This window comes from Mangrovibacterium marinum (genome assembly GCF_003046625.1).
In the GTDB taxonomy this organism is placed as follows: domain Bacteria; phylum Bacteroidota; class Bacteroidia; order Bacteroidales; family Prolixibacteraceae; genus Mangrovibacterium; species Mangrovibacterium marinum.
Genome location: NZ_QAAD01000005.1, coordinates 176626 through 198918 on the forward strand (window position 1 = coordinate 176626; position 22293 = coordinate 198918).

Here is a 22293-nt window from a genome sequence, read left to right on the forward strand (position 1 = left end):
GTTTTAAGAGTATTTTTTTATTTTTGTAAGTCGTTTTTTTAGAAGTAAAAAAATCTTTGAAAGGAGTATTAAATGACTGAAGGCGAAAGAATTATTAAGATTAATATTGAAGAGCAGATGAAAACTGCTTACATCGACTATTCCATGTCGGTGATTGTTTCTCGTGCTCTTCCAGATGTTCGCGATGGTCTAAAACCGGTGCATCGCCGTGTTTTATTCGGAATGAGTGAGTTAGGAGTTTTCTCGAACCGATCATATAAGAAGTCTGCAAGAATTGTAGGGGAGGTGCTTGGTAAGTATCACCCCCATGGAGACTCTTCGGTTTACATGACTATGGTGCGTATGGCGCAGGATTGGTCCTTGCGCTATCCCTTGGTTGACGGCCAGGGTAACTACGGTTCGGTTGATGGCGACAGCCCTGCTGCCATGCGTTATACGGAAGCCCGTATGGCCAAAATCGCAGAGGAAACATTGAGTGATATCGATAAAAATACGGTTGATTTTCAGCCTAACTTTGACGAATCGCTGAGTGAGCCAACGGTGTTGCCTACGCGGATTCCCAACCTGTTGGTTAACGGAGCATCCGGTATTGCGGTGGGGATGGCAACCAATATGCCACCGCACAACCTGTCGGATACGATTGATGCAATTACGGCATACATCGATAATAAAGAGATTGAAATTGCCGAGCTAATTCCGATTATCAAGGCACCCGATTTTCCGACAGGAGGTATTATTTATGGTTATAAAGGCGTAGAAGAAGCCTTTGAAACCGGCCGTGGCCGTATTGTGCTGCGTGGTAAGGCTCATATCGAGACGCATGGAAACGGTCGCGAGCGAATAGTGGTGACCGAAATCCCATACTTGGTAAATAAAGCCGAGCTGATCATAAAAATCGCCGAGCTTGTTAATGATAAAAAAATTGAAGGTATCTCGAACGTGAATGACGAATCGGATCGCGAAGGGATGCGTATCGTTGTTGATGTTAAAAAAGACGAGATCTCGAATGTTGTTCTGAATAAGCTTTATAAATATACACAGCTTCAGACTTCGTTCAGCGTAAACAATATTGCTCTGGTAAATGGTCGTCCTAAGTTGCTGAATCTGAAAGATCTTATTCGCTACTTTGTTGATCACCGTCACGAGGTTGTTGTGCGTCGTACACAGTACGAATTGGAACAGGCCGAAAAAAGAGCACACATCCTGGAAGGTTTAATTATTGCTTCGGACAATATTGATGAAGTAATTGCCATCATTCGCGGATCGAAAACGCCGGATGAAGCTCGTGAAAGCTTAATTGCCCGCTTCAGCCTGTCCGAAATTCAGGCTCGAGCAATTGTAGAGATGCGTTTGCGTCAGCTAACTGGTCTTGAGCAAGATAAGCTGCATCAGGAATACGAAGATATCATGAAATTTATTGAGCATTGCCGAGAAATTTTGGCCAATGAAGATCTTCGTATGCAGATCATTAAAGATGAATTAGTTGCCGTTAAAGCACAATACGGCGACGAGCGGAAAACAGAGATTATTCCGAACGCTGAAGAATTTAACCCGGAGGATTTTTATGCCGACGAAGAGATGGTGATCACCATTTCGCATTTGGGCTATATTAAGCGAACTCCACTTTCTGAATTCAAAACCCAGGGACGGGGAGGTGTTGGCTCCAAAGGAAGTACAACCCGCGATGAAGACTTTTTGGAACATTTATTCATCGCCACCATGCACAACACCCTGCTGCTCTTCACCGAAAAAGGGAAGTGCTTCTGGCTGAAGGTTTACGAAATCCCCGAGGGAACCAAAACAAGCAAAGGACGTGCAATTCAGAACTTATTGAACATTGAGCAAGACGATCAGGTGTTGGCTTACATCAATGTAAAACGTCTGGACGATGCCGAGTACATTAATAATAACTATATCATTCTTTGTACGAAGAAAGGTACGATTAAAAAGACTTCGCTCGAAGCCTACTCGCGGCCGCGCCAAAACGGAATTAATGCCATTACAGTTCGCGATGGAGATCAGTTGCTGGAAGCGCGCTTGACCAATGGTAATCACGAATTGATGATTGCGGTGAAATCGGGCAAAGCGATTCGTTTCCATGAACAAACCGTTCGGGCCATTGGGCGTACAGCCTCCGGCGTTCGGGGTATAAGCCTTGGTAGTGAGCAAGATGAGGTTATTGGCATGATCTCTGTAGAAAATCAATCAGAAGACGTACTTGTTGTTTCCGAGAAAGGTTACGGAAAGCGTTCCAGCATCGAAGACTACCGGATTACAAACCGTGGTGGAAAAGGTGTTAAAACAATCAGCGTAACCGAAAAAACAGGAAACCTGATTGCAATCAAAAGTGTTAACGACACCAACGACCTGATGATTATCACACAGAATGGTATTACTATTCGTGTGCCGATTGCTGAAATTCGTGTGATGGGACGTGCTACGCAAGGAGTGCGCCTGATCAACCTTCGCAATGAAGATGCAATTGCATCTGTTGCCCGCGTGGAATTCGAAGAAGATGAGAATAACAACGACGATGTTGAAGGTGCCGAAGTCACTGGAACAGAAGAATAAAGAATTTCGCTTGCATTTGGATGCAAGCTTATAAAAATTAAATTTGTAGCAAAAAAGTATCTTAAATTAACTATGATGATGAAGAAGACAATCTTAATGTTGGCCGTCTTATTCACCGCAGTCGCGGGTTCTTATGCTCAGAAGGGTAAAGTCTCGAGCGCATCAACCTTAAAAGACAGTGGCAAATTAGACAAGGCTCTTGAAGCGATCAAAGAAGCGATTGATCCAAATAATCCAAAAGCAGAGAAATCAATTCCCTGGCCAAGAACATGGGAAGTTCGTGGTGAAATCTACCATGCAATCTACAAGTCGAAGGACGAAAATATCAAGAAATTGGCTGACGATCCATTGAAAACAGCTTTGGATTCGTACAAAAAAGCCATTGAACTGGATGAAAAAGGGAAGGGTAGCAATGGTGTGAAAATCAACCTGACTCTGTTGATCAACGACTTCACTGACCAAGCGGTTAAAGCATTCAGCGACGACAACTACAATCTGGCGTTGGAATCATTTGAAAACATCCTGGATATCGAAAATCTGCCATTGATGAAAGATGATGCAGCAGCTGTTGATACCGTAATTATTTTCAATGCTGGTCTGGCAGCTTATAATGCCGAAAATTATGACAAAGCGATTAAGTACTACAAAGAGGCTGCTGAATATGATTATAACGGCGCACGTACTTACGAACTGATTTCAGCCTGTTATACAAACCAGCAGGATACGGTTAATGCATTGACGACTTTGCAGGAAGGTTTCGAAAAATATCCGGAAGCCAGTTCTATTCTGGTTCAGATGATTAACATCTATATGACTGCCAATAAAACCGACGATGCCATGAAATACCTGGATTTGGCCATTGAGCAGGATCCGGAAAATGCATCTTTCTATTTTGCTCAGGGGGCGTTGAATGATAAATTGGGCAACACAGAAAAAGCCGTAAAATCGTACGAAAAAGCACTGGAATTGAAACCCGATTATTTTGATGCTTACTATAACCTTGGCGCAATTTATTACAACAAAGGTGTTAAGCAGTTGGATGTAGCAAATGCTGTACCGACAAACAAACCAGACCAGTACGAATTGGAAAAAAACAAAGCTGACGAAGAATTTAAGAAAGCAATTCCTTATATGGAAAAAGCATCTGAAGTAAATGCGGAAGACACTTACGCATTGGAGTCGTTAAAGCAATTGTACTATCGTTTGAAAATGATGGACAAATTCGACGAGGTTAATAAAAAACTTGAAGATCTTAAATAGCGATCGATAAAAAGGGAGACTTCGTTCTCCCTTTTTTTAATTGATAAAAATAACATAATATCAACTATAAGACAAGCTGATTTTCTAAAATGCCTTGCTTCTCCTGGTCACTTACTGATTGAAATTGAGCTTTTTTGAGACTTCGAAGAATTGATTGGTGTAAATTGGATCTGACCCAAAATTCGACAGCGTATAGCATTGAGTGACAATTCATTATGCCTCATCCTGTTTTTGACATTAAATGCTGGTGAATTTTTTTCGATATTTCCGCACAGCTGATCAGTGACAGATAATTAGGCCAAGCATTTTGTGTTAATTATGGTTTGTAGAATATCGTGCTAAAAACTTGATCTTTCATGATGCATTGTCGGATGCTGGATCTTTAGCTCACGACAAAAATCCACTAATTCATTCGAAGCATATAAAACTCTTCGAGTCCCAAATTAATGATATCCTGAATATCATTCATCATCACTGATTTTGATTTGTGCCGAAATACTCCGTCATCATCATTTTTCTTGGCGATAATGCTTTTCAGCAGATACATCGCCTTAATCATTTTGCGTAACTTTTCTTGTTCCATAGCAGTAAAACTTTCAATCAAATTTACAACTATGTGTTAGATCGTAAGATCTCCTTATGATTATGCCATTCTTATGAAATTGTGAACACTTGGTCGACATCAGATTTCAACATCCCGTTTGATGTATCCGGTGTAATCCTTCAGAAGCGGCTTATAATCGTCATGAAACAAGTGAGAAGAGACCATGAAATCGGCGCTTGACCGAGTTATGGCCGTGGGAATATTATATACGGTTGCAATACGCAGCAGTGCTTTAACATCTACGTCGTGAGGCTGAGCCTGCATCGGGTCCCAGAAGAAAACCAGCAGGTCAACTTTACCCTCACAAATTGCAGCACCCAATTGCTGGTCGCCACCCAATGGTCCTGATTTTAAGCGCTCTATGGCTGGAGGCACCTCATCGTTAATCTTACACATTTGATCGATTGTTTCTTTGATCAGCCGCCCCGTGGTGCCCGTGCAAACCAGATGGTGCGAAACTAATTCTTTCCAGTTATAGCTCACCCACTCTACCATATCCTTTTTCCGGTTATCGTGTGCAACCAATGCGATCGTTTTCTTTGCTTTCATGGTAATATTTTGAAAATGAGATTAAAAGAGGCACAACAAAAAATGTAGTGCCTCTCCAATTGAATTCTATCTTGAATCCTTCTAACTGAATTCTTTTTTAAGGCTATCGATCCATTTTTCGACCCGGCCTTTTGTTAAGCGGGCCTGGTTTTCCTGATCGATACACAGACCACAGAATTGTCCGTTACCTTTGTCTGCTCTGGAAGCCTCGTAACTATAGCCTTCGGTGGACGTAAAGCCAACAATTTGACCACCTCGGGATTCAATGATCTCGGAAAAAACACCGACTCCATCGTTGAAGTTCTCGGGGTATCCTTTCTGATCACCCAGGCCGTAGATGGCAAATTTCTTCCCGGTGAGATCCATATCCTCAATTGCCGGAACAAATTCGTCCCAGTAGTTTGGAAGTTCGCCATCCCACCAGGTTGCCACCCCGATAATGTAATTATCATATTTTAGAAAGTCGCCTTCGCTAATCTCCTCTGCATTAATTACATCTAGCTTGTCTTTTCCAAAAGCCTCAATAATTTTTTCGCTTACTTTGGCTGTTTTGTTGGTGTGAAAAGCGTAAAATATTCCTGTTTTACTCATGATCGTCTTTTTAGTATTCAATTAATTCTTTTGCTGCTGCAACGATTTTTTCGGTATTGGGAAGGATTGCCTTCTCCAAAATACGGTTAAAACCAACCGGTGTGTATGGCGAACCAATCCGTTTTACCGGAGCATCCAGATATTCAAAAGCTTCTTCCATGATGGTGGAAGCTACCTCAGAACCAAAACCAGCGAATACTTTATCTTCATGAACAACCAGGACTTTGCTGGTCTTCATAACCGACTCCAAAATTGTGTCTTTATCCAGTGGAACGATTGAGCGTAGATCGATTACTTCAACATCAATTCCGTCATTTTCGAGCTCTTTTGCTGCATCTAGGCTGTGAATTAATGTATTACCATAGGTGATTAAAGTCAGGTCTTTCCCGGGGCGGCGAATTCGGGCTTTCCCAAAGGGAACCTCAAAATCGTCGGGAACAGCCGAGGCTGCCTGTGGTGCGTTGTAAAGTGCTTTGGGCTCCATAAATACGGTCATGCCTCTTGAGCGCATGGCTGTACGAAGCAAACCTGCGGCATCGTCTGCAAAACAAGGATAAACAATACGTACACCTGGTATGGTGGCCAATGCTCCTTCGATGTTTTGCGAGTGGTACAGACCACCGCCGATATAGCCACCCGACGCCAAACGAATAGTCATATTCGGTACAAACTGGCCATTAGAACGCCAGTAGTCGTGGCTTGAGTCTACATATTGCTCCATGGCCGGCCAGAAGTAATCAGCAAATTCAGCACCTTCAATCACCAGCCGAATTTTTTCGTTAAATCGGCTCATTCCGTTTGCCGTACCAACGATAAAATCTTCTGCAATCGGAGCACTGAAAACGCGTTGATCTCCAAATTCCTGCTGCATGCCTTTGGTCACGTTGAATGCGCCTCCTTTTTCTTTATTGGCCACATCCTGCCCCCAGATAAAGGTGTCGGGATTCGCCCGGAACTCTTCTTTCAGGGTTTTATTGATAGCATCAACCAATTTCAGCGGCTCGCCATCGTGCTGATGTGTTCCGGCCGGATACTTCGCAGCTTCGTAAGCTTCAGGCATCACATAATCGTAGATTGTCGCCGGATCCGGATCGGGCGCTTTCATACATTGCTTATGCGCGGCTTTGACAATAGCCTTGGCTTCCTCTTCAACCGCCTGAATTTCATCCTGACTAAATCGCCCGTAGCGAATCAGCATTCGAATGAACTTGGCAAGCGGATCGTAGACGCGCGTGTAGTTGCGCTCATTTTCACTGCGATACAGCTCATGGCGGTCGGAGTTGGAGTGTGACTCGATGCGCACACAGTTCGCCTGAACGATAACCGGTTCGCCCTTTTCCAGAACATGCTTTTTAGCTTCAGTCATCGCGTTCATCGAGTCGAAAATGTCTTTCCCGTTACAGTGAATAATACGCAGGTTTTTAAATCCGCTGAAATTATTGGCTGCCTTGCGGTTTGCTGTTTGCATCTGTTTGGGTACCGAAATACCGTAGCCATTATCCTGCAAAACAAAAATGACGGGCAACTTTTCGCGCGAAGCACCATTGATGGCTTCGTAGACATAGCCCTCGGAAGTTGACGATTCGCCATGCGAGGTAATTGAAACCCCCTTGTGATTATAGAATTTCATGGCTCGGGCCACTCCTACGGCATGCAGGTCGTGGTTTCCGGTACAGCTGGACACGTTGTGAATGTTCCACTCGGGCTTGGCAAAGTGGTTTGACATGTGACGTCCGCCGCCGGCAACATCAGTTGCTTTGGAAATACCGTTCAATATAATTTCTTCGGCCGTCAATCCAGCTGAGAAACAAGTCATCATGTCGCGATAATAAGGGAAAAGATGATCGGTGGCCCGGTCAAAAATCTGACCAATTGCGAACTGAATGCCATCATGCCCCGCATAGGGAGCATGATAGGACCAGCCGATGGCCTGCTTCAGGTAGTTGGGAGCCCGTTCGTCGAGCTTGCGCCCAACAACCAGGGTCGTCAACCAGCCCTTCAGGATTTCCTTATCGACATTTTTTATCGTATAAACTTTAGGATAGATACTGCTCATGATTGGATTAAATTTTACGGTTTTGGTCGAATTGTTCAAGGAGTTCAGCCACACGTTTCAGGAATGCGCCACCCAGTGCACCATCGATAATCCGGTGGTCATACGACATGGAGAGGAACATTTTATGACGAATAGCAATTACATCGCCTGCAGCTGTTTCAAGAACCGCCGGTTTTTTGGTAATGTTACCCGTTGCGAGTATTGCCACTTCAGGCTGGTTGATAATTGGGGTTCCGATATCGTTTTTGAAGGTGCCAAAGTTGCTGATACTGAATGTTCCGCCTGAAATCTCATCGGGGGTTAATTTGTTGGCACGGGCACGGTTGGCCAGGTCGTTCATGCTTGATGTTAAGCCAACCAGATTCTTTTGATCAGCATCTTTAATAACAGGTACAATAAGGTTCCCGTCGGGTTTGGCTACGGCAACCCCAATGTTTACTTTTCCGCGAAGGATGATTTTGTCGCCATCAACAGAGGCATTCAACATCGGAAATTCGCGTAACGCAGTTGCAGCGGCTTCAATAAATACAGGCATAAAAGTCAGTTTCTGACCAAATTTTTCCTGAAATTCATTTTTTACTTTATTCCGCCACAGCACCAGGTTGGTTACGTCAATTTCGACAATGGATGTAACATGCGGCGCTGTTTGTACGGACTGCACCATACGTTCGGAAATGATTTTGCGGATGCGATCCATCTCAATCACTTTGTCGTCGGCACCAACGCTGATATTCATTTTCGGCGCTGCCGTTTTTTGTGGGGCGGCAGCGGCTATCGGTGTTGCTGCTTTTGCTGCTGCGGGAACGTCTTGTTTGGCGCCCTTGCCGGTCAGGTAGTCCAGTACGTCTTGTTTTTGAACGCGTCCACCGGCACCACTTCCGGCGATGGTCTCCAGCTCATCCAATGAGATATTTTCTTCTTTCGCAATCGAGCGAACGAGTGGCGAATAGAAACGTGTTGCTTCTTTAAAATCAGCCGGGGAACTCTCTTCGGCTACTGTATTTTCTTTTGTTTCAGCGGGGCTGGTGGTCGTTTCCTCTTCCGATGAGTCGCCGTCATCTTCTCCTTCGATTTCAATAATGGCTACAACATCGCCAACCGGCACAATCGAGTCGACGTCAAAAAGTATCTTTTTTATTACCCCATCAACAGGTGAAGGAATCTCGGAATCAACTTTTTCGGTTGCGATTTCAAATAGCATATCATCTTCTTCGACCGTATCACCTTCTTTAACAAACCATTTGGTGATTGTTGCTTCCTGAACACTTTCGCCCATCTTGGGCATCTGAATTTTAAATTCTGACATTTTCCAATCTATTTATTTAACACTTTATTATCTGGAATTTTCACCACTTAAAACACACAGGTTTTAGAAAAGTTCAAGCAGCACGATACTTTCGAAACCTTCCTAACTGCCGAGGTTTTTCGTTGTGTTTAAAATGAGAAAACTGAAGAATTAATTGCCCCGAAGTTAGGGCTGATTTTTAGTTTTGAATCTCTATTTTTTCAAATATTCCAACGATTTCCGACGGATTACTTGTCGCTCTCAATTCGGCTTCCAGCGGGGATGTATCTTTCTGGACGATAAGCATACATTTATCCAGGATGCTGCGAAATTCAATTTCGGCTTCATCTTTTTTGATGATGCCTTTTTTGAGGCACTTGCAAAAGTACTTCGATAATTTTTGGACAGAATAATATAAATCAGGTTTGAGAATCTCAACAGAGGTTTGAAAATTTGGGGCCCCCATGTTAATCTCGCGGGAATACATTTGATTAAACTGGGCTAATTTGATGCGGGTATCGATGCTCAGGTATTCATTGGGAGGACATTCTTCGATGATCGGAAAGCTTAAAGAATCAGCGTGAAATACGTATTTTTCCTGAGCTTCCGTTCCCCACGCGATACTAATCAGAAAACAAACAATCCATAAAGTCCTCATAATCCTCAGAATTTCTTTTAAAATTAGAAAGATTGAGGAAATATGAGAAAACCTTTACGTTAAAATTATTTAAAATTAGCGCGAAGCTGTTAGCTCCAGTTTGTGGATGGGGTAATAATTGAACAAATCGTGCTCGGGCCATTCTTTTACCCGCGAACAAATTTTGTGCATCAGTTGGTTGATATCGCTCGACAGTAAGGATCCTTTCCAGCTGCTTGTATTGGAGATGAATACCCAGGTTAGTCCGTCGTTTGTGCGTTTAATCATGGCTGATGTTCCGGCCATGCTGCCTGTTCTGATCCAGCTGCCGTTGTTCAGGGTTGTTTTCCACCCCAGAGGTCCACGCGCATAAGTGTTGTCGGTCATTTCGGCAATCGACGAAGCTTTGAGAATGTCGGGCACTCCTGCTTCTGCATCGATAAAGGTTGTCAGGCGGGCTAACTCAATGGCCGAACAGATCCACCCCCCGGCAGCCCCCAGCAGTTCAATCGGATTGCCTCCGTCGGATTTAGCCACCATTCGTCCGGATCCATTGTATTCGGGAACCAAATTGCTCCCCGCTGCTTCGAAATAGGAAACTTCATTGGGGCGTTTATTCGCCGCATAGCTGTTGCCGATATGCATATCCGAAATCCCATTCGGAATTAAAATATTGTCCTGAATGTAGTCTTCATAAGATTGTCCACTGGCCGTAGCAACAACTTGCTCCAAAAACATGTAGCCCATATTGGAGTATGAGCTCTGCGTTCCCGGCGGAAACGAGAGTCGTCGCGAGGCAATAAACTTATAGTACGACCGGATGTTTGCCGGAGCCTGATCGCCAACCTTGCGGGCCACCGTTAACGAGTTAAATGCGGGGTCGCCGTAGCGTTGTGACCACCCGCCCGAATGAGCCAGCAATTGGCGCACGGTGATCCGGTAAAGTTTTTTGTCGCGGACTTTATTGAAAATCGAGTCTTTCAGGATGGCATCGGGGCCAAACACCCGATCGTCCAGCTGCAGCTTGTTCGCTTCGACCAACTTCATAATAGCAACAGCAGTGATGAGTTTGGAAACACTGGCAACTCGAAACAAGTATCCCGGTTGCACAACATCGCCAAGTTGATTTGCCAGGCCAAAACCCTGCGCATAGACTAATTTTTCGTCTTTTACCACAGCCAGGGAAACTCCTTGAAGTTCCCATTGCCGTCTGAACCGGTTTATTTGTTTTTCGATATAAGCAGAACCCGGGAAATCGGACAAATCGTTCGTAATTCGATTATTCAGCCCCTGTAGTTCAAGCTGATAATAAGGAGGTATTTGCTTATGGGCATGATAGCTTTTAGAACTGTAACTAAAAACCAGTACTGCGATGATAAACAGATACTTAATATATCTCACTCTACTTTTGTTAATCGTAATTACATTTGTAAACTGCCAATAATTTCACGAACTGAACTAAAGTTGTGACGTTCCAGATAGTCATTAATTCCATCTACAATTTGCAGCGGAATAGTAGGGTCAATAAAGATCGCTGTTCCGACCTCGACTGCTGTAGCACCGGCAAGCAGGAACTCAATAGCATCGGTTGCATTCATGATACCTCCCATACCAACTACGGGCACTTTTACGGCCTGAGCTACCTGCCAAACCATCCGCAAAGCAATGGGTTTGATAGCTGGCCCCGAAAGACCTCCGGTGATCGTCGAGAGAACCGGTCGCCGTGTTTCGGCATTTACTGCCATTCCCAGAAACGTATTCACCAGCGATACACTGTCGGCTCCTTCGTCTTCCACGGCTTTGGCAATCTCGGCAATGTTTGTAACATTGGGCGAGAGTTTTACAATCATCGGTTTTGAATAGACTGCCCGCACAGCCTTAACCACAGCTTGGGCTGAAGCACAGCTAACACCAAAGGCCATACCACCTTCTTTTACGTTCGGACAGCTAATATTCAGCTCAATGGCTGGTATTTTATCTAATTCATTAATTTTTTCAGCCAGGGCGATATAGTCTTCAATCGTGGAGCCGTTGACGTTTACAATGAAATTAGAATCTACATCCTTAATGGTCGGGTAAATATTTTGAATAAAATTGTCGACCCCTTTATTTTGCAGTCCTACGGCATTGAGCATCCCAGAGGGGGTTTCTGCCATTCGGGGATAGTCATTTCCTTCGCGTGGTTTTAAGGTTGTACCTTTCATAACCACTCCGCCGAGCTTGCTCAAATCTACAAAATCGGCAATTTCCTGCCCAAATCCGCATGTTCCGGATGCTGTCAGCACCGGATTCTTAAAAAGAAGGTCTTTTATGTTTACGCTTAAATCTGCCATGTTAAATCTTTAATGTTGAATACTGGACCATCGGTGCACACACATTTATGACCGGATGTTGTTTTTTCTACACAGCACAGGCAAACTCCAAATCCGCAGGCCATTGTATTTTCGAGCGAAACTTCGCAGAATATGCCGGCAGCAGCTGCATCTTTAGCAACAGCTTTCATCATGGGATTGGGCCCGCAAGTGTAAATTTTGTCGAATCCACTCAATTCATTTTTGTATATCGAGTGATTGGTCACAAATCCCTTCTCGCCCAGACTACCATCCTCGGTGGTGAAATGAAATTTACCGAGTGATTGATAGGCACTTACGTCTACATGATCTTGCTTACTGCGAGCGCCTAACAAGACATGTACTTGCTCGGGGGGCAAACCGCATAATTTAGAGATATATAGCATCGGTGCTACACCACTGCCACCACCAATCAATAACACTTTATCGGTACTTTCGGGCATTGTAAAACCATTGCCCAGCGGGTATATCACACTAATTTTATCACCAGCCTGGTAGGTCGTCAATACTTTCGACCCTCTGCCCAATATTTTAACAAGCAATGAGAACTGCTTTTTTTCAGCATCCACATCCAATATTGAGAAAGGACGTCGAAGAAATATTTCAGTAGCCTTTTTGATTTCAACATTGACAAATTGCCCCGGGACAATCGGTGGTAATTCATTTTCGGCCTGAAGCACCAAGCGAAAATTATCGTGATTTAACTGTTTATTCTCTACGAGCAAGAGCTCCTGGACTGTTTTTTTCATTCCAATGTTCAATTTGCCCGCAAATATAGGAGAAAAATTACTTTGACGGTAGATATTGTTTAAAAGTTTGATCGTTGTAAAAAACCACAATCCGCTCGATAGACTTACCGCTTGATGCCAGTATAGTGCTCAGAACATCGGAGGTTTCGCTGCTTGTGCTGATCTTCTGCTCCGGTTCGTGGCGCTCGGTTGGCGGTGTATTAGCTGAGACATTAGGCGGTTGCTCCTCCATTGCTGGCGTATCGAATAAGTCAACTACTTCTTTTTTGGGCTCCCCGATCAGCATTTCCCCCTGTCCGGTAATTAGCCATTTGGCATTGACATCCGGGTAGGTTTCCAGGAGTTTGCTTATAAATAAGAATCCAGGCTTATTACGCCCCTGAAGAACGTGGGTAACATTCGAGCGCTGTACGCCTATTGAGTCTGCCAGTTCTGATGAACTAAGACCTTTTGAATCCATAAACTGCCGAATCCGATTATTCATAAATGTCAATTTTTAGTGTTTACAAATATAAAACAAGCCAATCGGATTTGCAAACACAAATGTAAACTAGCGGCGATTTACATTTTTACATTGTAACTTACCATTTTGCGATAGATATTGTTTTACCGCCGAATCAATTAGGTAATGCACTTCATATAAAAGTCGCAACTAACTGATGAATAGAGATAAACTATAAGATATGGACTTAAATGGACGTTATTTTGGCAAATATCACTGATCACATCGTTAAATAACTAGATATAAACATCGTAAAATGCTGGCAATAAATAAAATAACGCGCCAATAAAGGTTGATTCTTCGACAATTATTTCCGATATATAAATGTTAACCCCCCTACCCTTGCAGATTTAAAAACAGATACTCAAATGTGAAATAACGCCCAATTTTTACGTGCACAAATGTAAATCCTAGAGAGATTGGCACAAGATTCAACCTGTTTATAAATGTAAATTAGTGGTTTTTATACAAAAGTCAATCCGAAACGATCCGCCGAACCTCATTATAGGCAGAAGTCATCGAGCAGAATTGTGAAACCTGACCTATTGAATGAAACCGATGAGTTAGTCGCACCAGTTCTTGTTTGCTTCGTCGGAAAACAGGGCGATTTTGGTGGTCGGCTGGCCGGAGATGATTAAATAGGAGAATCTAATTGCGTTAAATCGGCGGTTTAATGATTATAAAAGGCAGTATATCCGGAAGATAGCCTACTTTATGCATGGCTGGTTTTTCAACACAAAGAGGCTAATCCGGAGAAGATTGGCTCAATTAAAGGTATTTATACCGGAAGATTTGTAAATTTGATCAATTACCTAAAACAAATACGTGTATGCGCGGAATTCCAGCTTCAGGCATAGTCATTTTTTTTGTGTTGATTTTGCTCGTCGAGTTGTTGGCCTATCTGGGGCTTATCCAACTCGTCTCAGCAAAGCGGTCAAAACGAATTGTGACAGTCATCTTCTGGGCTGTCACAATTGCTTTCGTTTCAACTTGGGCAGCGGCCTTTATGAATCCTGATAAAATTAGGCAAAGTACGAATTACGATTTTTTCTATTTTGTGATCTCACTGTCGGTTATGAACCTTTTCCCAAAGGCACTGATTGGTCTGGCAACCATTCTGGCTTTTCCGCTGCGGTTCCTTCGCTCCAAAGTTTATTCGCATACTGTTTTGCTCTCGGGTACGCTCATTAGTTTCGGGATGCTGCTAAGTATTGCTCACGGCATTACGCAGGGAAAGAATACATTACAAGTTAATCAGGAGGAAATTTGGCTAAACGAACTCCCGCCCGAGTTGGATCAGCTTAAACTCGTTCAGGTGTCTGACATTCATTTGGGAAGTTTCGCTAATGCCCGGTTTATGGAGCATACTGCTGCGGCCGTGAATGCACTTGAGCCCGATTTACTGCTGTTTACGGGCGATATGGTCAATAACTATTACCAGGAAATGCTGGGTTTTGAAGATGCCTTAGCGAAAATGACCGCTAAATATGGAAAGTTTGCAATATGGGGAAACCACGACTACGGCGATTATTCGGACTGGGCCAGCGAGACCGACAAAATAGCGAATCACCAGGCTGTTGCAGATAAGATCAGGGAGGCAGGCTTTGAACTGCTTCAGAATGAATCGGCGCAAGTCGTAATTGGGGATACCTCAATTTATTTGATCGGAGTTGAGAACTGGGGGCATCGTCCATTTCCGCAATATGCCGATCTTGGGCAGTCGATGCAAGATGTTCCGGATGACGCTTTTCGGATTTTGCTTTCACACGATCCGGCACATTGGGCGGATGAAATACGCTATAAAACAAGCATTCCGTTAACACTTTCCGGACATACCCATGGCGCACAATTTGGCTACAAAGTGGCTGGTATCACCTTCAGCCCGATGTACTTTATTCAGCCATTATGGGCGGGACTTTACCAGGCTGGCAACCAATATTTGTATGTAAACCAAGGCCTTGGATGTGTTGGTTTCCCGGGGAGGATTGACATGAACCCGGAGATTACGGTTTTAAGCTTGCGATCAAATTCCGCTAAACTGAACCGATAGCATCAACTCAAAACGAGTCTCTTTAAAGTCGGGCAAATACATGGATCGCAGCCCCACGGATACTGGTGCCGGCAGGCGTAAGAAATGACCGTCACCCATTATCTCCAGGCCAACCGAGGTCAAATACTTCTTATAGATACTGTGAAGCGAGCCATCGTCGTTATAGTTTTTCCGTTGCAGGGACGAAAAATCATAAAACAACGATGCCCGGAGTCTTTTCAGGTAAACAAATTGGCCCAGGCTAAAATCGGGATAAGCTAAAGGAAAACGATAGTCGGCCGAAAAAGTGTAAAGCTCGCTATGCTTGATTTGCTGTATTCCCCTGGGAAAACGAACGACATTTGAGAATAGATCTGATGATTGGCCGGAATTTTTTTGCTGATAGCCATTATAGATGCGAAGGGCCTGATTTCTGCGGAATCCAGGGAAATAGAGGTAGCTTTGGAATGCTTTCAAATTAGCGATTTCGACGCCCCCCGAGGGGTTTTGTTTAAAGACCAGCTCGACTGCCTGCCCCCAACGTGGTTGTAAGTCGAGCTCGGCTTGCCTGATCGTATTTTGCAAATAAAGATGATAGCTTATGCCATGGTAATAGCCGCTGAAAAATTCGTCGGGGGTGCTCGAATCATGGCTAACTTTTCTTCGGGAATATTCAATTTTGGGCTGGATGAATTGGGTATACTTCCCGCTGTTAAAGGTTAACGGTAAGCGAGCTTCGAATTCGTAAGCCATTTCATTCCACGAAAAATCCTGATAAGTCGTATCTCCGTTTTGCTGAATTGTCCCGTAGCTGGATTTGCGTTTCCCGTAGTTCACTTCAGCCCGGAGTATCGGCCACAAACCGGAATATTCCAGGTTAGCACGGTATTTTCCGATTCTTTCCGACCAATCGTAGTCGTATCCCAAGTTGGCTGTAGCTGTACCAAGCTTGTTTTGTGAGACAAAGGAAACACCGGGCCTGATTTCGTAATCAGTGGTGTTGATGTAAGCCGGAGCCCAACTATGAAAATTGAACAGATGAGCTAGTTTACTGTAGCGTTTTACCTGATAATTGGAGTCAGGCAAGGCCTTAAAATCCAGGATGAGGTTCTCCCGGCTTGCCAGCAAATCAGCCAAGTGATTGGACACCAGATTACTACCTGCCGATGGCTGATTGAAAAAGTGATTGGCCGGCAGCTTGACCAGTTGATAGCCATCAGCAGTGTAATTGGAGAAGAAAAGAGTGTCATCAGCAAGAATTCCGTAATCAGCACCAAATGCGACATTGGTGAGTTGGCGGACCGACCGGCTGCTCAGGTCCAGCTGATAGATGTTATCAATGCCGGACTCCGCCGAGGTATACACCAAGGTTTTACCGAAATACGAAAGATTTCGGATGTCGGCATACGAAGGTTCTGTCAAACGGGAGATGTTGCCTGTTTTCAGATTAATCCGGGCAATGTATTTCCCCTGATCAGACAGGCCAATACAAAACAAATGGTTGCCATCGTGGCTCCAGCAAGGGCTAAAGATGAAATCGTTGTCGCCGATCGTGTAGCTTTCTGTCAGGTTTCCATCGTTCAGGTTGAAAATGCCGAGGTTGTAATTGTTTGTTTCATTAACCCTGACAGCTGCAAAGAGGTTGCTATCCGGCGAAATTTGTGGTGCAAATAGGTTGTCGTCGTAGGTAAATTTGTGCATTTTCAAGCTTTCAATATCGCGTAAAATAATTACCGACCGATCCGCGTGATCCCAGCGTAAATGGGCTCTTCGCTCCGACCAGATGATTTTTGAACCTGCCAGCGACATCGATTCGTCCAGTATCGTTCCCGGGGTAAAAAGGACCTGTTCTCTCCCATTTTCAATTTTCACGATACGCCCGATATCATGTCGACTTTGTTTATAAGCAACCAGCGAACCGTCGGCAGCAAGCTGCGGGTAGAGGTATTGGGTGTATGACGGCGAACTGGTCGTTAAGGCTACCGAGCGGGAAAGTTTGGCACTGTCAATCTGTTCTATCCACCTTTGGCGATAATTTGCAAATAGACTGGCATACAGTTCTTCTTTGGTGTGTCCGGTCTGCTTCTTCAGGGCAGTGTTCACCGGGGTAATCGACAAGGGCTTACTGGCGATCTGTTCCAGAACATTCGACCAGGTTCGTTCTCCGTATTTTGCGCGTATTCCCCCGGTCATCCACCAGCCAAATTTGTAGCGGTTAGGAACAAAATCTTTATAGGATCCCAGGCTTGCTTTGTCGTAACTGAACAAGCCTTTTTCAACGGCTTGAGCTTTATTTTCCATCAGAAAATAAGGATTACGACCACGGCCGGATTGCGACAAGGCGGTCTCCGTAACAACGGCATCACCCTCCAAAAACCAGAAAGGCAAATATGCCCCAACCGCAGCAGTGGCGGCCTGTTCGCCGAGTATGATCTTGAAAATTGCAGGAAGTTCCTGAGCTATTTTATCCATCTGAACAACGTGTCGAAATTCGTGAATGGCCAACTGCTGCAACCAGTCCTGTGCATAGATTTTCTGATGCGGTGTCGGATATAACTCCATTCGTCGGGGAGCCCAGGCCACCATTCCATTGGAGTTGACAGTACGGGTGTGCATGATCACCGATATTTTGCGGGGGGCTGTGCCCAACGATTGATATCCGTACCGGTACACCTTTTCCAATATTGCTGCAACTTGCTGTGCTTTGGGTTCATAATCGTTCGGAAAGATCAGTTGAAAGTTTTCCGTATTGATTTGCAACCAACGGATATTAGCCGGATCGGTTCCGGTTGAGAAATATTGTGCGCGAACCGGAGGTACGAGTAACTGTATCATCAGGAAAAACAGACTGAATTTCAATCTTCCCATAAAAGCTTCGGATTTATTTGAGGCCTGAATATAATTAAAATAATGGCTCTGTCCCTAATGTTTACTATTTCTTGCTCTCTCCAATTTTTTGATCGTTCCGCCCGAAATCAGGAAGAATAATGGCGGTCGTCGCTGAAAATTTGAATGCTTAAGCTTATATTTGACTATCTAAAACATATTTCTCATTGAAATTTTATTTTGAACACCCAAACGCTTTCTTCATTTTACTACCGGCAGTTGTAGCTGTTGCCGCACTTGTTTGGTATACCTACTGGTCGCAATCGCAACAAAGCTTCTACAGTAAATTTCAAATCGGGCTGTTGGCGGCACTGCGCCTTGTTGCTCTGATTTGCGTGATTGCGCTATTGCTGGCGCCGGCCATTCAGCTCTACCAAACAATCCACGAGGATCCTTTAATCATAATCGCAACCGATAATTCAGAGTCTCTGAAAAACTATGCCAACACCTGCGAAGAGACCATGAATAAAGCAAAGTCTGCCTTGGAGGATTGCCGGATCGATCACTGGACATTCGGACAAGTGGCACAAAAAAGTGAGCTTCGTCAGTTCGACGAGCTACGCTCCGACTACAGCGCACTCTTCCGGTCGGTTCAGGAGAACTACCAGCCTTCGTCGGTTTCGGCCATGATTCTTATTGGTGATGGCCTCTTTAACTCCGGGACCGATCCGGTATACAGCAGCCAGCAGCTGAGCTATCCGGTTTATACCGTTGGCGTAGGTGATACGACCCGGCAGACAGATGCAGCTATTATGAAGGTGAGCCATAATCAAAGTACATTTATCGGTAACTACTTTCCGCTTCAAGTTGATTTGTCCTTTAGTAACTTAGCCAGCAAGACGGCGAAATTGCAGGTTTGGGAAGGAAGCGAACTGCTTGATCAGCGCAACATTAGCATTGAGCACAATCGTTTCTTTCGGCAGGAATCATTCAGATTGAAAGCTGATAAAACAGGCATTGTGAACTATCGAGTCGATATACACCCGTTTGATCAGGAACAGAATACGGCAAATAACCATTTCGATTTTTCGATCCGAGTAATCGACCAAAAGCAAAAAATATTGATCTTAAGTAAGGGGGTCAATCCGGATAATGCAGCCCTGATTCGGGTTCTGGAGCCGCAAATGAACTACGAATACAAATTAGTTACCCAGCCCGGCGACCCCATAAATCCGCAGGATTTTGACTTAATTATTATGAACCAATTACCGGGTGGAAAAGCTGCGAATACCCCGTCACTCGAGGAAATCTCCAAGTCGGGACGGCCGGTTTTATGGCTTGTTGGTCCTCAAACAGACTATTCAATTTTGAACAATTTGGGTGCTGGTTTCCACTTCGGCGAGCTGAAAAGCTTCGGGTATTCGTCGGCAGTTGTCGATGCCGATTTCGACTTTTTCCGCATCGAGGATTTCTGGTCGGAACGGATTGGAAGCTGGCCGCCCTTGCAGGTGCCGTTTACTGATGTTGAGCTGAGCGGCAACTGGCAGATTTTGGCTCGCCAGCGAATTGAGCAGATCGATTTTCCGCGTGCGCTGATTGCTCTTGGGCGCGTTGAAGGAACAAAGACGGCACTCATTGCCGGGGAAGGAATCTGGAAGTGGCGCCTGTACGATTTTGTGCAGGGCGGAGTGGATGCAGTGTTCGATCCATTATTTCTAAAAATTATAAACTATCTGATACTGAAACCCAATGAGGATAATTTCAACGTTTATTATCAGCCGAATTATTCGGAGGACGAAGAAATAACAATAACGGCCGAACTACTCGATGAGAATTATGAAGTGATTAATAGCCCGGATATTGCACTCCGGATATCGGATCGTAACGGAACCGATTATGACTACACCTTTGACAAAACCGAGCAGGCTTATCAGTTGAATATCGGGCAATTGGCAGTGGGCACTTATGCCCTGCATGCTACTGTTGAATATGGCGGGAAGCAGTTGGTTGAAGAGGGATCGTTCCGCGTTGACAAGCTGCAGCTCGAGCAAACCAATTTGCAAGCCGACTATAACACACTGTTTCAGATTTCGCAGACAACAGGTGCTTGTTTCGCTGAAGCTGCCCGGTTCGATGAGATTATTGAAAAATTGCAAGCCGATGAGCATCTCAAGAGGCAAAAATTCAGGCAGCAGGTTTTTAGGGAACTCATTCAACTTAAATGGTTTGCCTTGTTCATTGCTTTTTTGCTTGCTCTGGAATGGTTTTTGAGAAAATATTGGGGTTCCTACTAAACAATGATCGAAGTTTTTCTAACTTTCACATTCGATAAAAAATTGAAGTTTATGAAGCTTTTTAAACACAACAAGCTGATATTTTGGCTATTTGCACTGTTGCTCAGCTTTAGTTCATGTACTTCTTCCTATAAATCGTTGGTGATTGAAACAGCTCAGCCATCAACGCATCTGTTACCGGAAGATATTCACAGTTTAACCTTGGTAAATCGTAGCATTACGGCTGATTTCCAGGATTTTGACAAAGACAGCTTACAGCAGTTTTTCTTTAGTCGTGGTTTTCGATATGATAGTGTAGTGTTGGACAGTTTGGCGGCCGATACGACCCTAAAGGCGCTGGGAGAGCTGCTTTTTGAGTCGGGACGTTATGATGTGGTTATACCGGAACAACGCTTTCTGGAACGCCATAAGGAGTTTTATCTTGTCCCCGAAAAGCTCGACTGGACAGAGGTTTCGGCCCTTTGCGAAGAGTTTGACACCGATGCTTTGCTGGTAATCGAGCGCTATTTCAACAAGATTATGACGGACTATAAAACCTTTAATGATTCCAATGGTGATGCGGCTTATGCCTCGGCCAGTATCGATTCTAAATACGATGTCGTGGTTAAGATCTATGACCCGGTTCGACAGGAAATTATCCGGCAATTGGTGGTTGACGACACGATTTCGTGGAGGGACGGCGGCTACTCAACCGAAAAGATTTTTGATCAGCTTCCGTTGATCAAGGAGTGCTTAATTCAAACCGGAGTTCAGGCCGCTCTGGAGCTCGATGACAAACTTTCGCCCAATTGGGTGAAGGAAAACCGGATTTTCTTTGTGATTAACGACACCGATGCTTCGCAAATAGCGCTGTTAGCCCACGATAATAAATGGCAGGAAGCTTACGATTACTGGCTTCAGTATGCCGAATCGGCCAAAACATCTGTAAAAAGCAAGGCTGAATTTAATTTGGCATTAGCTTCCGAGATGCTCGGAGATATTGATCTGGCTATTGAGTGGGCCAATAAATCGTACTTTACCCGATATATGCAGCAAACCCAAAATTATCTGCTAACGCTAAAGAAACGTCAGGAGATTTTAGCCCGGTTCAATCAGTAATGATCGACCAAGAAATATTACGATTTCACAGCCGGATAATTGACATCCGGCTTTTTTAATGCCCGCAACATCAGCAATAAGCCGCCCAGCACAAAGGGAACGCTTAGCCACTGCCCCATATTCAGAGCCATACCAGCTTCGAATGCTTCCTGATCTTCTTTTATGAACTCAATCATGAAGCGGGAGAAGAAGACCATGACAAAGAACAAGCCAACGATGAATCCTTCTTTTTTTCGCAAATTGGTTTTGAAGAAAAGGTATAGCACAACAGCAAACGTAATCAGGTACGAGAGTGCCTCGTAAATCTGTGTTGGGTGTTTGGCGAGCTCTTCGCCGTTGCGTTCAAAAATAAACCCCCAAGGCAGATTCGTAGCAACCCCGTAAATCTCGGAGTTCATCAGGTTCCCGGTACGAATCATGGCAGCTACCAAAGCTGTTGGCACCACTACCCGATCTAAAACCCATAATACCGGACGCTTTGAAACTTTGCGACTCCAGATTATTAAGGCTATAAAAATACCCAGGGCTCCACCATGGCTGGCCAAACCACCATGCCAAACTTTCAGTATTTCGGCCGGGTGCTGCGAATAATAATCCCAGCCATAGAATAACACATGCCCCAAACGAGCGCCAATTACCGTGGCAACAAGCATGTAGATGAACAGGCTTTCCAACCACTTTATATCAGCACCTTCAAATTTGAACATCTTTTCTACAATATTGTAGCCGATCAGAAAACCGGTGGCAAATAAAAGGCCATACCATCTGACCGACAGCGAACCGATGTGAAAAATCTCAGGATTGACATTCCAATGGATAAAAGCTAAAAAAGACTGCATATACTGGGGAATTTGGGTTTTTTATTTTTGGCGGTTAAGCCATTAAGCCATT

17 protein-coding genes are annotated in these 22293 nt (G+C 44.3%); 5 read left to right on the forward strand and 12 right to left on the reverse strand.

Annotation, left to right across the window (positions count from 1 at the left end; translation table 11 throughout):
• The first annotated feature begins 72 nt into the window (after nt 1–72).
• A complete protein-coding gene (gyrA, locus tag C8N47_RS06505; protein ID WP_107821728.1) occupies nt 73–2571 on the forward strand; it encodes a DNA gyrase subunit A in 2499 nt (832 codons plus the stop codon).
• A gap of 78 nt (nt 2572–2649) precedes the next feature.
• Nucleotides 2650–3831, forward strand: coding sequence for a tetratricopeptide repeat protein (locus tag C8N47_RS06510; protein WP_170111311.1), 1182 nt, complete (start codon nt 2650–2652; stop codon nt 3829–3831).
• A 403-nt stretch (nt 3832–4234) separates the two neighbouring features.
• Here the strand turns inward: C8N47_RS06510 and C8N47_RS06515 are convergent, their stop codons facing one another.
• The 10 genes from C8N47_RS06515 to C8N47_RS06560 all read right to left on the reverse strand — a co-directional run bounded on the left by C8N47_RS06515 (nt 4235) and on the right by C8N47_RS06560 (nt 13137).
• Nucleotides 4235–4414: a hypothetical protein gene (locus C8N47_RS06515; RefSeq protein WP_107821730.1), complete on the reverse strand. Its 180-nt coding sequence runs from the start codon at nt 4412–4414 to the stop codon at nt 4235–4237.
• A gap of 99 nt (nt 4415–4513) precedes the next feature.
• Nucleotides 4514–4984, reverse strand: a complete 471-nt coding sequence (locus C8N47_RS06520) for a methylglyoxal synthase (RefSeq protein ID WP_107821731.1) — start codon at nt 4982–4984, stop codon at nt 4514–4516.
• 81 nt (nt 4985–5065) lie between these two features.
• On the reverse strand, nt 5066–5575 hold the full coding sequence (locus C8N47_RS06525) for a flavodoxin (RefSeq protein ID WP_107821732.1): 510 nt from the start codon (nt 5573–5575) through the stop codon (nt 5066–5068).
• A gap of 10 nt (nt 5576–5585) precedes the next feature.
• A complete protein-coding gene (locus C8N47_RS06530; protein WP_107821733.1) occupies nt 5586–7631 on the reverse strand; it encodes an alpha-ketoacid dehydrogenase subunit alpha/beta in 2046 nt (681 codons plus the stop codon).
• Nucleotides 7632–7638: 7 nt separating this feature from the next.
• Nucleotides 7639–8937 (reverse strand): dihydrolipoamide acetyltransferase family protein, encoded by a 1299-nt coding sequence (locus C8N47_RS06535; RefSeq protein ID WP_107821734.1) that lies wholly within the window; start codon nt 8935–8937, stop codon nt 7639–7641.
• Between the two features lie 178 nt (nt 8938–9115).
• On the reverse strand, nt 9116–9574 hold the full coding sequence (locus C8N47_RS06540; protein ID WP_107821735.1) for a hypothetical protein: 459 nt from the start codon (nt 9572–9574) through the stop codon (nt 9116–9118).
• A 75-nt stretch (nt 9575–9649) separates the two neighbouring features.
• A complete protein-coding gene (locus C8N47_RS06545; RefSeq protein WP_170111312.1) occupies nt 9650–10954 on the reverse strand; it encodes a serine hydrolase domain-containing protein in 1305 nt (434 codons plus the stop codon).
• A gap of 20 nt (nt 10955–10974) precedes the next feature.
• Nucleotides 10975–11886 (reverse strand): dihydroorotate dehydrogenase, encoded by a 912-nt coding sequence (locus tag C8N47_RS06550; RefSeq protein WP_107821737.1) that lies wholly within the window; start codon nt 11884–11886, stop codon nt 10975–10977.
• Nucleotides 11874–12653 (reverse strand): dihydroorotate dehydrogenase electron transfer subunit, encoded by a 780-nt coding sequence (locus C8N47_RS06555; protein WP_107821738.1) that lies wholly within the window; start codon nt 12651–12653, stop codon nt 11874–11876. Before C8N47_RS06555 ends, C8N47_RS06550 begins: the two co-directional genes overlap by 13 nt.
• Nucleotides 12654–12690: 37 nt before the next feature.
• A complete protein-coding gene (locus tag C8N47_RS06560) occupies nt 12691–13137 on the reverse strand; it encodes a helix-turn-helix domain-containing protein (protein ID WP_107821739.1) in 447 nt (148 codons plus the stop codon).
• Between the two features lie 1024 nt (nt 13138–14161).
• Between C8N47_RS06560 and C8N47_RS06565 the strand changes: the two genes are divergently transcribed.
• A complete protein-coding gene (locus C8N47_RS06565) occupies nt 14162–15205 on the forward strand; it encodes a metallophosphoesterase (protein ID WP_170111313.1) in 1044 nt (347 codons plus the stop codon).
• Here C8N47_RS06565 and C8N47_RS06570 read toward each other — a convergent pair.
• A complete protein-coding gene (locus C8N47_RS06570) occupies nt 15179–18052 on the reverse strand; it encodes a TolB-like translocation protein (protein WP_107821741.1) in 2874 nt (957 codons plus the stop codon). The two genes, C8N47_RS06565 and C8N47_RS06570, sit on opposite strands and share 27 nt — an antisense overlap.
• A gap of 185 nt (nt 18053–18237) precedes the next feature.
• Here C8N47_RS06570 and C8N47_RS06575 point away from each other — a divergent pair, with 185 nt between their 5' ends.
• Nucleotides 18238–20304, forward strand: coding sequence for a hypothetical protein (locus C8N47_RS06575; protein WP_107821742.1), 2067 nt, complete (start codon nt 18238–18240; stop codon nt 20302–20304).
• Nucleotides 20305–20355: 51 nt separating this feature from the next.
• The gene (locus C8N47_RS06580) at nt 20356–21402 is read left to right on the forward strand and encodes a DUF6340 family protein (protein ID WP_146161447.1); all 1047 of its coding nucleotides are present in this window, start codon (nt 20356–20358) and stop codon (nt 21400–21402) included.
• 17 nt (nt 21403–21419) lie between these two features.
• On the opposite strand, the gene lgt is transcribed toward C8N47_RS06580, so the two are convergent.
• The gene (gene lgt / locus C8N47_RS06585) at nt 21420–22241 is read right to left on the reverse strand and encodes a prolipoprotein diacylglyceryl transferase (RefSeq protein ID WP_107821744.1); all 822 of its coding nucleotides are present in this window, start codon (nt 22239–22241) and stop codon (nt 21420–21422) included.
• Nucleotides 22242–22293: the final 52 nt, after the last annotated feature.

Excerpts from the sequence above, each read along its gene's own strand:
- lgt (WP_107821744.1), bottom strand. The coding sequence starts at position 22,241 with ATGCAGTCTTTTTTAGCTTTTATCCATTGGAATGTCAATCCTGAGATT.
- C8N47_RS06540 (WP_107821735.1), bottom strand. The coding sequence starts at position 9,574 with ATGAGGACTTTATGGATTGTTTGTTTTCTGATTAGTATCGCGTGGGGA.
- C8N47_RS06510 (WP_170111311.1), top strand. The coding sequence starts at position 2,650 with ATGAAGAAGACAATCTTAATGTTGGCCGTCTTATTCACCGCAGTCGCG.
- C8N47_RS06530 (WP_107821733.1), bottom strand. The coding sequence starts at position 7,631 with ATGAGCAGTATCTATCCTAAAGTTTATACGATAAAAAATGTCGATAAG.
- C8N47_RS06580 (WP_146161447.1), top strand. The coding sequence starts at position 20,356 with ATGAAGCTTTTTAAACACAACAAGCTGATATTTTGGCTATTTGCACTG.
- C8N47_RS06560 (WP_107821739.1), bottom strand. The coding sequence starts at position 13,137 with ATGAATAATCGGATTCGGCAGTTTATGGATTCAAAAGGTCTTAGTTCA.
- gyrA (WP_107821728.1), top strand. The coding sequence starts at position 73 with ATGACTGAAGGCGAAAGAATTATTAAGATTAATATTGAAGAGCAGATG.
- C8N47_RS06570 (WP_107821741.1), bottom strand. The coding sequence starts at position 18,052 with ATGGGAAGATTGAAATTCAGTCTGTTTTTCCTGATGATACAGTTACTC.
- C8N47_RS06520 (WP_107821731.1), bottom strand. The coding sequence starts at position 4,984 with ATGAAAGCAAAGAAAACGATCGCATTGGTTGCACACGATAACCGGAAA.
- C8N47_RS06550 (WP_107821737.1), bottom strand. The coding sequence starts at position 11,886 with ATGGCAGATTTAAGCGTAAACATAAAAGACCTTCTTTTTAAGAATCCG.
- C8N47_RS06515 (WP_107821730.1), bottom strand. The coding sequence starts at position 4,414 with ATGGAACAAGAAAAGTTACGCAAAATGATTAAGGCGATGTATCTGCTG.
- C8N47_RS06565 (WP_170111313.1), top strand. The coding sequence starts at position 14,162 with ATGAATCCTGATAAAATTAGGCAAAGTACGAATTACGATTTTTTCTAT.
- C8N47_RS06525 (WP_107821732.1), bottom strand. The coding sequence starts at position 5,575 with ATGAGTAAAACAGGAATATTTTACGCTTTTCACACCAACAAAACAGCC.
- C8N47_RS06535 (WP_107821734.1), bottom strand. The coding sequence starts at position 8,937 with ATGTCAGAATTTAAAATTCAGATGCCCAAGATGGGCGAAAGTGTTCAG.
- C8N47_RS06555 (WP_107821738.1), bottom strand. The coding sequence starts at position 12,653 with ATGAAAAAAACAGTCCAGGAGCTCTTGCTCGTAGAGAATAAACAGTTA.